The 7403-nt window shown below is 41.0% G+C and carries 19 protein-coding genes; all 19 read right to left on the bottom strand.

Annotation, left to right across the window (positions count from 1 at the left end; genetic code table 11):
- Positions 1 to 192 precede the first annotated feature (192 nt).
- The 19 genes from ACNARN_RS09905 to ACNARN_RS09815 all read right to left on the bottom strand — a co-directional run bounded on the left by ACNARN_RS09905 (position 193) and on the right by ACNARN_RS09815 (position 7400).
- On the bottom strand, positions 193 to 648 hold the full coding sequence (locus ACNARN_RS09905) for a lysis protein (protein WP_416304431.1): 456 nt from the start codon (positions 646 to 648) through the stop codon (positions 193 to 195).
- Positions 645 to 1037 carry a M15 family metallopeptidase gene (locus tag ACNARN_RS09900; protein ID WP_416304430.1) on the bottom strand — a complete coding sequence of 131 codons (393 nt, stop codon included), beginning with the start codon at positions 1035 to 1037 and terminating at the stop codon, positions 645 to 647. The genes ACNARN_RS09905 and ACNARN_RS09900 overlap by 4 nt, the downstream gene beginning before the upstream one ends.
- Complete coding sequence (locus ACNARN_RS09895; protein ID WP_235365180.1) at positions 1030 to 1347, bottom strand: phage holin, lambda family; 318 nt, start codon at positions 1345 to 1347, stop codon at positions 1030 to 1032. Before ACNARN_RS09895 ends, ACNARN_RS09900 begins: the two co-directional genes overlap by 8 nt.
- A 96-nt stretch (positions 1348 to 1443) precedes the next feature.
- The gene (locus ACNARN_RS09890) at positions 1444 to 1788 is read right to left on the bottom strand and encodes a hypothetical protein (protein ID WP_416304429.1); all 345 of its coding nucleotides are present in this window, start codon (positions 1786 to 1788) and stop codon (positions 1444 to 1446) included.
- A gap of 113 nt (positions 1789 to 1901) precedes the next feature.
- Complete coding sequence (locus tag ACNARN_RS09885) at positions 1902 to 2150, bottom strand: hypothetical protein (protein WP_115064937.1); 249 nt, start codon at positions 2148 to 2150, stop codon at positions 1902 to 1904.
- Between the two features lie 314 nt (positions 2151 to 2464).
- Positions 2465 to 2968: an antiterminator Q family protein gene (locus tag ACNARN_RS09880; RefSeq protein ID WP_243213056.1), complete on the bottom strand. Its 504-nt coding sequence runs from the start codon at positions 2966 to 2968 to the stop codon at positions 2465 to 2467.
- A gap of 177 nt (positions 2969 to 3145) precedes the next feature.
- The gene (locus ACNARN_RS09875) at positions 3146 to 3739 is read right to left on the bottom strand and encodes a recombination protein NinG (RefSeq protein WP_416304428.1); all 594 of its coding nucleotides are present in this window, start codon (positions 3737 to 3739) and stop codon (positions 3146 to 3148) included.
- 3 nt (positions 3740 to 3742) lie between these two features.
- Complete coding sequence (locus ACNARN_RS09870) at positions 3743 to 3901, bottom strand: hypothetical protein (protein ID WP_158660329.1); 159 nt, start codon at positions 3899 to 3901, stop codon at positions 3743 to 3745.
- A gap of 92 nt (positions 3902 to 3993) precedes the next feature.
- Positions 3994 to 4443 carry a hypothetical protein gene (locus ACNARN_RS09865; RefSeq protein WP_416304427.1) on the bottom strand — a complete coding sequence of 150 codons (450 nt, stop codon included), beginning with the start codon at positions 4441 to 4443 and terminating at the stop codon, positions 3994 to 3996.
- 2 nt (positions 4444 to 4445) lie between these two features.
- Entirely contained in the window at positions 4446 to 4568 is a 123-nt protein-coding gene (locus ACNARN_RS09860; RefSeq protein WP_259344581.1) for a hypothetical protein, read from the bottom strand.
- Positions 4565 to 5008: a YbcN family protein gene (locus tag ACNARN_RS09855; RefSeq protein ID WP_416304426.1), complete on the bottom strand. Its 444-nt coding sequence runs from the start codon at positions 5006 to 5008 to the stop codon at positions 4565 to 4567. Before ACNARN_RS09855 ends, ACNARN_RS09860 begins: the two co-directional genes overlap by 4 nt.
- Before the next feature lies 1 nt (position 5009).
- Complete coding sequence (locus ACNARN_RS09850; protein ID WP_134736543.1) at positions 5010 to 5219, bottom strand: hypothetical protein; 210 nt, start codon at positions 5217 to 5219, stop codon at positions 5010 to 5012.
- Positions 5212 to 5469 (bottom strand): hypothetical protein, encoded by a 258-nt coding sequence (locus ACNARN_RS09845; RefSeq protein WP_416304425.1) that lies wholly within the window; start codon positions 5467 to 5469, stop codon positions 5212 to 5214. Before ACNARN_RS09845 ends, ACNARN_RS09850 begins: the two co-directional genes overlap by 8 nt.
- A complete protein-coding gene (locus tag ACNARN_RS09840; protein WP_416304424.1) occupies positions 5459 to 5632 on the bottom strand; it encodes a Lar family restriction alleviation protein in 174 nt (57 codons plus the stop codon). The genes ACNARN_RS09845 and ACNARN_RS09840 overlap by 11 nt, the downstream gene beginning before the upstream one ends.
- Positions 5633 to 5725: 93 nt before the next feature.
- Positions 5726 to 5932, bottom strand: a complete 207-nt coding sequence (locus tag ACNARN_RS09835) for a DUF551 domain-containing protein (protein ID WP_416304423.1) — start codon at positions 5930 to 5932, stop codon at positions 5726 to 5728.
- Complete coding sequence (locus tag ACNARN_RS09830; RefSeq protein WP_416304422.1) at positions 5932 to 6114, bottom strand: hypothetical protein; 183 nt, start codon at positions 6112 to 6114, stop codon at positions 5932 to 5934. The genes ACNARN_RS09835 and ACNARN_RS09830 overlap by 1 nt, the downstream gene beginning before the upstream one ends.
- An 11-nt stretch (positions 6115 to 6125) precedes the next feature.
- Complete coding sequence (locus ACNARN_RS09825; protein ID WP_369113784.1) at positions 6126 to 6344, bottom strand: hypothetical protein; 219 nt, start codon at positions 6342 to 6344, stop codon at positions 6126 to 6128.
- 15 nt (positions 6345 to 6359) lie between these two features.
- The gene (locus ACNARN_RS09820; protein ID WP_152964332.1) at positions 6360 to 6527 is read right to left on the bottom strand and encodes a hypothetical protein; all 168 of its coding nucleotides are present in this window, start codon (positions 6525 to 6527) and stop codon (positions 6360 to 6362) included.
- Between the two features lie 18 nt (positions 6528 to 6545).
- Positions 6546 to 7400, bottom strand: a complete 855-nt coding sequence (locus tag ACNARN_RS09815) for an ATP-binding protein (protein WP_087802166.1) — start codon at positions 7398 to 7400, stop codon at positions 6546 to 6548.
- Positions 7401 to 7403 lie beyond the last annotated feature (3 nt).

The raw sequence follows: 7403 nt of genomic DNA, 5'->3' as shown, positions 1-7403 counted from the left end.
GAGTTCGCAACCATCATCACGTATCACTACGTTACTTTGGTCACTTACGGCTTACCCGTCAGCAAGAAGGATCACCTCCTGTTACCTTGTCGGGGTTATTCTTTTGGAATGCTTTTATCCAGTTCTTCACGGAATTTAACTGGATTATCTGAGCCTTCTACTGCCATGATATTTCTCCATTAAAAAGCCCCGCTATTGAGCGAGGCATTCAGTGTTGATGTAGTTCTGCAAATACAACGTTTGCTGTTCGTTCTCGACTATCATTTCTCTGAGACGTAGATAATCTTGTTCAACTGCTTTGTTAAGTCGTGCGGTGGTTTCATCACTTCCGCTTTCGGTGGGATTCTTGGTGACTGCTGGACACTCGGCTTTGACATACACCCGCTTAGAACCAGTGTTAACAGCATCACGAAGAGTGTTGATTTCATTCCTTGCACTGGCTAACTCCTGTGAGTAACGAATATCGAGTTGATTTAATCGAGTGATGCGGGCTTGATAGTCTTTGTTGATTTTGACTTGTTGTGAGAGTTGCTCAGTGAGTGATTTATTTTCTTTACTCAGCTCAATAACTTCTTTCATAGATAGCATTGAGAATAACAACATCGCTCCCCACAAAATTACTGGAAACCAAGGTTTTAATTTACTCATGCTGGATATGTCTTATGGGTTAATTGGAAGTGAGGGCCATCTTTAAATGTTTTCCAGTTACCGCCCCACTCAACATCAACGCCAAGCTCTTTCGCCGCTTGCATCATGGCATCAGCTACTTTTTTAAAGTATGGCCAATCATTCCAAGGGATCTGGTTATTTACCAGAGGAGCGCAATCAACAGCGTGACCAGTTAAGTGACGACTGTTCATCGTTTGACTTTTTCCACTTGCAACTAATTGTCGTTGACGGGCTTCATTGCGCTTACCTTCAATCACCATAAAATCAATATCGGTAATTTCTAATGCTCGACGTACTACCTCAACCAAATCAGGATGAACGCCACGGAGGTTTTCTTCGCTACGTCTGCTTAATCTAAACTTACTCACTTTTCACCCCCACTTTATTTTTAATCATATTGCTTGCCTTCTCTACACCCCAATAACCAATCATCACGCTGGTGAAATAAGCTAAGTCTGGGTTCATACCAAGAAGAGAGAGTAGGTCTTTAGCGAACCAACCCAAGAAGGCGCATAAGAATCCATCTAAAAGCGTCTTCTTCCACCCACCTCCGTTATACATCCCTCTCAATATCGCGACAGTTCCAGCCAAGCCAGCAAACATTCCTTGCTCTTTATATTGAGATAGATAACTAAATACCTGATCCCAAAATTCAGGGGTTTCTTTCATATTTTGCATACTCACCCCCTATTTGGAGGAATTAGTTAATAGAACGCCGACTCACAGCTCTTGCGTGAATGTGAGTTGTTGTGATTGATTATGTGGTCGGCATGTTTAGGAAAGGATAATTCTGGCGAAATTAACTCCGCCCATATGATTTAGTTTTTCATGCATAAGGAGTTTATTGCAGAACATGTGTTGGTATATTTTATCGCCACATTTTTTAAACAACCCGCTATGATTAGTTAGGTTGAGAAAAACATTAACATTGCAACCCGTTAGAATTACATCAATATAACCATCACTACGTTTTACATAATCGTTATCTTTCGCAAGTTGAAATAATCTTTTAGCGGACTCATAAACATTCGCTTTTACTTCAGCTCTTTCAATAATCGCTTTTCTACGTTTATCGGCCATATACCGATCATTGATTGCCTTTAAATCATTAATCGTCATATCAACCTCCAAACAAGAAATAACACTGTGCGTTAAGTTGACTTAACGCACATACGAAACCATTTCGGTGATATCAACAAAATGGTAGAAACAAAAAGGCCACCTAAGTGACCTTATTGGCAAGCTTTTCTGCCTCTGGAAATAACCCGAACAGTATCACCTGTTACTGTCGTAATGTAAGCATGATCTGTACGCTTAATATCAAATGAAGGGATAGCATCTTTCTTTGTGTGTTCAACCCGTGCCACGATATCTTTATTTTCTGATTCAGGATAAAACTCCAAGCGGTACATTTCGCCCAAGCAGTGGACTTCCTCTACTTTACGGCCATCTCGTTCAGCAATTAATTTAAGTGCGTACATAATTTCGTTCCTTATTTTAGATAATAAAAAAGACCGCCTAAGCGATCTTCTGAATGTGAACTATCCGGAATTTCCGGAGAGTTGAACTTGTAAGCAATCCTTACAGGTTGCTATTCCCTCGAATTCGGGGGAATTAAAATAGAAAGCCCCAAGTGTATCGCAAACCAGATTTCTCCATTCTGCGTAGGGACTATGAGGGGCACTGTTTCTGTAACAAAAAACCCCGCCGAAGCGAGGTCTTGAATGAGCTAAGTAAACTTAAGAGTCACGTAAAGCAACTTACCTTATAATTGTTGTCCATTTGTCCATTAATGTCAATAGCAAAGTTCAGTTATTTTCTTTACTTTAGCTACACGTTTACGATTATTCATTGCATTTCGCAGAGGTTCGTACAATAACCACTGAGCAGCTTTGAGTTTTTCGTCAACTTCTCTCCTGCAAGTTCTATGGGATGGCTTGCCGTATTTATTTCCCCCTCTCGTTTGCATTTTGCGTGGTTTTGCAACTCGGTGATAGTAAGATGCAATCGACAACTTAGATGAACCATGAGCGTAATAACTTAGCAATATTCCATAAGCCTGTGTGTCAGTGGCGATGACTGAATCTACGACCTGAGAAATCAACATTCCTTCATCGTCATTACACATGGGTCTTGATGGGTTTTTACTTGGCTCTACTGTTTGCATGAATTTATAAATCATGTTGATCATACGAATATCAATACGACCAGAATATACCCACGCCCCCCACAGATTTAACCAACCATCTAGCCAGCGAAACTGCTCATCTGTTAATTCCTTTTCTCCGATATAGCTCATCTCGCCTCCGGTAATACTGTGTGATAATCATCATTCGCAGTTGTATATAAAACCCTGACACCATCCATCAGCCCGCATAATACTTCCATGCATTCAGCAATCTGGATTACACAGAAGTTAACTCGACCGCCTGATCTGGATTTTAAATATCTTGCTTCTTCAATAGCTGCGATTAAGTCAGTGAACATCTTTCAGCTCCTTTAACTTCTTACGATAGTGATCACGTATCCGCTCATAATCCTCGCGCTTCCACTTTGGCAATTCATGAGAACCCATCAGGTGATCGAAACGCTCCTGACTAATTTTCTCTATGAGTCGAGGTGTGTAGTTTTCGATATTTCCCGACAGATGGTTATTACATGGGGCGCATTGCTTATGGACGTTATCTTCATCGAACCTAAGCTCTGGATTAGCTCCGGTTGTTCGATAGTGTCCTGCGTGATACTGACCTTCGTGAAAACGACCACACGAGATGCAAGGCTCATCCTTGTCTCTTTCTCTGATGAATGCGTTGAATGCTGTCTGTGCTTGTTTGGTGAAATATGAGAGGGGTTTTACTGCTAACTTGCGGGATTTGAGTTTGTCTTTTGCTTTAACTTCCTTTGCTCTTTGCTCCTTTTTACGTTTCGCTAATACTTTTTCTTTTTCCTTGTTTATTCGCCTTATTGCCAGTTCTGCTCCGTGTTCTGGGCAACACCACCAAATGTTACTGTATTTAGGGTGAAACCACTCTCGGCATATTTTACAGCGCCGTCGCCTTAAACTTTGCATACATCACCCCAAAATAACTCCAAGAATTAACATGGCGATAAACCATATTGCGACAAATTTTCCATAGCGTAATAAATTGGCATTAAACATTGGTTCAAACTCCTTTTGTGGTTTCTTTGGATGTTTATGTTTGTGTTTATATTTACTGCGATACCTCGCCATCTCCCTCTCCTTTGATTCTATCCATCACTTCCAAATGAGCGTATTCATCAGCACACTTGCTACACACGTAAATTTCATCATCTGTTAGCTGTCTATTGCATGACATGCAGTTCATTGCGAACTCCTTTGAGTAACGAGTCTATTTTCATCAACATCGGATTACCCATGCCTGCCGTGTTTGCCTTTTCGACAAATGACAATCCACACATAAAATCATCCAGCACTTTTCTAGGCTTTTTCGCCTCAACCCTCTTTGCTTTAGGGAAGAGTGGGAGATTAGCCAATCGCTCTTTTTCAAACTGACTTCTCAGTCGAGTAATTGCATCGTCTGTAACGGCGTAGTTATTGATTGGGCGAGTGCGTTTACGGCTCTTTGTTTCAACATGCTCTACACACTGGAATGCAAGTAACTTTCTTAGAATCGTTCCGGTTCTTGCGGGTGTTAAACCTGTTACCGCTGAAATGGTGTTGTGATTAAATGAGATGAATTCACGACCAACCACTATCACCTGCGCATAAGTCCTGTATTGTTCTTCGGTCATAATCACTTCCTGTTTAAGTTGTAACGGTTGATGTGCTCACGGCGACTTTCTTCGATAAATCGAACCAACTTCTGAGCTTCTTCTAACTTCTCGTCATACTGCTTTAGCTTTTCTTCTGGCGTCATTCGTCCTGCTTCCTTTTCAATTTCATATATTCACTGTTATCAGGTATCGTCACGAAACAATTTATACCTACCGCCCAGCGCTCAACCTGCTCCATGAAGTGGAACATTTCACCCGTATCAAGATTTGATGTTTTCCGAAGTGTCCTTACGCGCTCTGTAAGCTGTGTAGTAACGTCAACCATATCGACCACCTCATAACCTAGGAATGTATGCTTAAGCATTTCCTTGACGGTTTCTGGTGTGTAATTGGCGTTGTTCTTACACAGGTATTTACTTATCTCTCCGCACCACAAATGAAAAGTGGCATTTTGAGATAGCGAACGCTTGTTTTTCCAAGGCTTGATAATGATTCGGTGTGGTTGGTTTGTTGCTAGAACTTCTTTGAGGTGTTGCCATGCGGTATTTTTGGTTGATTCGTGGAAGAGAAAATCTACTTCCAAGTTAACCTCCTTGCATTTCTGCGTATACCTCTATCCAATATTTAGCTTCTTGGATCCATTCTTTTTTCTTTTTGCGGATTTGTCTTTTAGTTGGTTTGCATGGGAATTTATAGTGTTCCTCAATCCAGCCTACATTTATTTTTAACATCCAAAATCTGCTATTCGTATTGAAGTTAACGTAATAGACCATGACTTCTACTGGCTCACTCACTGTTAGCTCTCCTGTTAAACCGCTGCGCTGAATAATCACGGTCAATTTGCATTAACTCTTCTGGTGTCATGTCATCAGAATTATCGGGGTAAATGTCGTTATTGTGGGTAAAAGAGAAATCAGCGTGACAATCAGTATTCGTGCATTGGATATGGTCACAAAGATGATTATCTTCTGGGTTCGACTCGCTCTCTCCACACCATTTAACTTTACTGCCACACAAAGGGCACTTTTTTAGCTCATTCATCATTAGCTCTCCTGTTCCATGCCTGCTTAGCCTCATCAGCATCTGTATACCCGAACTTATTTGATGGGCAAATAGTGTTAGAGCAGATGACTAAGTGACCTAAATCCTCGAAGTGGTAGTATTCACCGCGTCCACCGCAAAACGGGCATTTCTTGAGTTCGTTCATGTTACAACTCCCACCATTGGTATTTTTGCTTAGCTTGCAAAATTAGCTCTTGCCAAATTACTACAGCTTCTAGTCTTAATTTGCGCTCGTCCATCATTCACCCTCTGGCATTGGTGGGAGTGGCGGAATACACCAATGTGTAATTTCATTCTCAATTGTGCGACCACAGTTGTAAAACAATCCCGTTTTGTAGCTATAATGACCAGCAGTCACTTCCCCAAGGACGCTATCCCAAAGAATTACTTGAGTGCGATCAACGGGCAATCTATCTCTCACCTTAACCCAATTAGTTCCCTGCATTAGATGCCTCCCATTAACTTGTTAAGTTCCAGCCTAAACAACTTTTTAGCTACTCTCATGCAGCGATAAGGCTTGAAAAAGTGTCGGTTATAATCTTTCGTTTGCTTGATGTACTTACGCTTTCTTCTGGTTGCTTCGTCCGTGTAAGCCCAGCTCAGCTCTGTTAACGTTGTTCCTTTCATCACTCAATCCTTTAATTTAATGCTCTACATTCAAACCCGACTGAAACATTGAAATGAGTCTCTGCCTCAAAAACAAAACCAATTGCATTTTTACCCCAGTTTAATTTTCGTGTTTTCCTTTCCATTTCATTCGCTTTGCGTCTTGCTGTTGCTAAATCAACTGAGACTTGGTTGAAATTTTCATCAAGAAATGGAGCGCTATTAACAAAAAGTGGCTTGCGTTCTTTCATCACTCAACACCTCGCTTAATCGCCATAACTAATTTTTAAACTTCCTGATATGGCAACCACTGCTAAAAGTAACCATCCCCAACCTGATTTTTCGTGATACATCAGGAATGCAACAGATAAAAATCCAGTAATCGGTACTAGCATGAAAAACAATGTACCCAAAATATCTCGTAAATATTCCATCTAAAATCCTCTTGCGTGTTAAGCAACTTGCTTTCTTGTTCGGTAGCTATCCCATGTAAAAGCCAACGTACAACCACCGCCGTCATTCATCCTGTCAATAACTCGCTCGCCAATGAATGCGCCTAATTCTTCTCTGGTTTGGTTGCTGATTAGGATTGTTGGCTTCATCTTCTCGTAACGAGTATTTATGATTTCAAACAGGATCAGCTTTTCTGCCTCGGTGCCGAATTGCACACCAACCTCATCAATGATTAACAAATCTGGTTTTGTGTAAATCCGAATAACTTCAAACTCCGTTTCAGTAGAATTCTTACTCCAAGTGGATTTAAATTTTCTTGCAATTCGTAAGGCTGTCGTGAATAGCGCAGAATTCTGATAATCCTCAACAACACTTTTCGCTATTGCTAATGCCAGATGATTTTTACCAGTACCAGGCTTTCCACACATCACTAAACCACCGCCATTTTTTAGGCGATCTTCCCATTTTTTAACGTAGGCTTTGCAAACATTGAGATTATATTGAGCGTCCTTGTTCACAGCCTCGTAGTTATCCAATGTGCAAGATTTAAATCGCTCTGGAACATGAAGTTCATCAAGGAGTTTCTCTGTAAGTTTCTTCTTGAATCGCATGTCATAATCACGCTGTTCGATCTTCAAGGCTTCCAGCTCTTCCATGAGGCAATGTGGGCAAGGTGTTGGTCGTGATGGAATTGATATCGCGGTTTTACTTGAGCGAGTTCTGGCTTGATATGCGCCATGCTTAGAGCAGATTAATTCAACAATCGTCACTTCGGTGTTCGGTATTTCTGCTGGCGGTTTACTTAGGTTTTCAAGTTGCCTTTCGATTTGCTCAATTTTGTCTAATAGGTTCATAAT

Origin of the sequence: Proteus sp. TSJ240517 (assembly GCF_047921575.1) — a bacterium.
Taxonomy (GTDB): domain Bacteria; phylum Pseudomonadota; class Gammaproteobacteria; order Enterobacterales; family Enterobacteriaceae; genus Proteus.
Note: the sequence above shows the minus strand (reverse complement) of the source record. Positions and strands in the feature narration are given on the sequence as shown.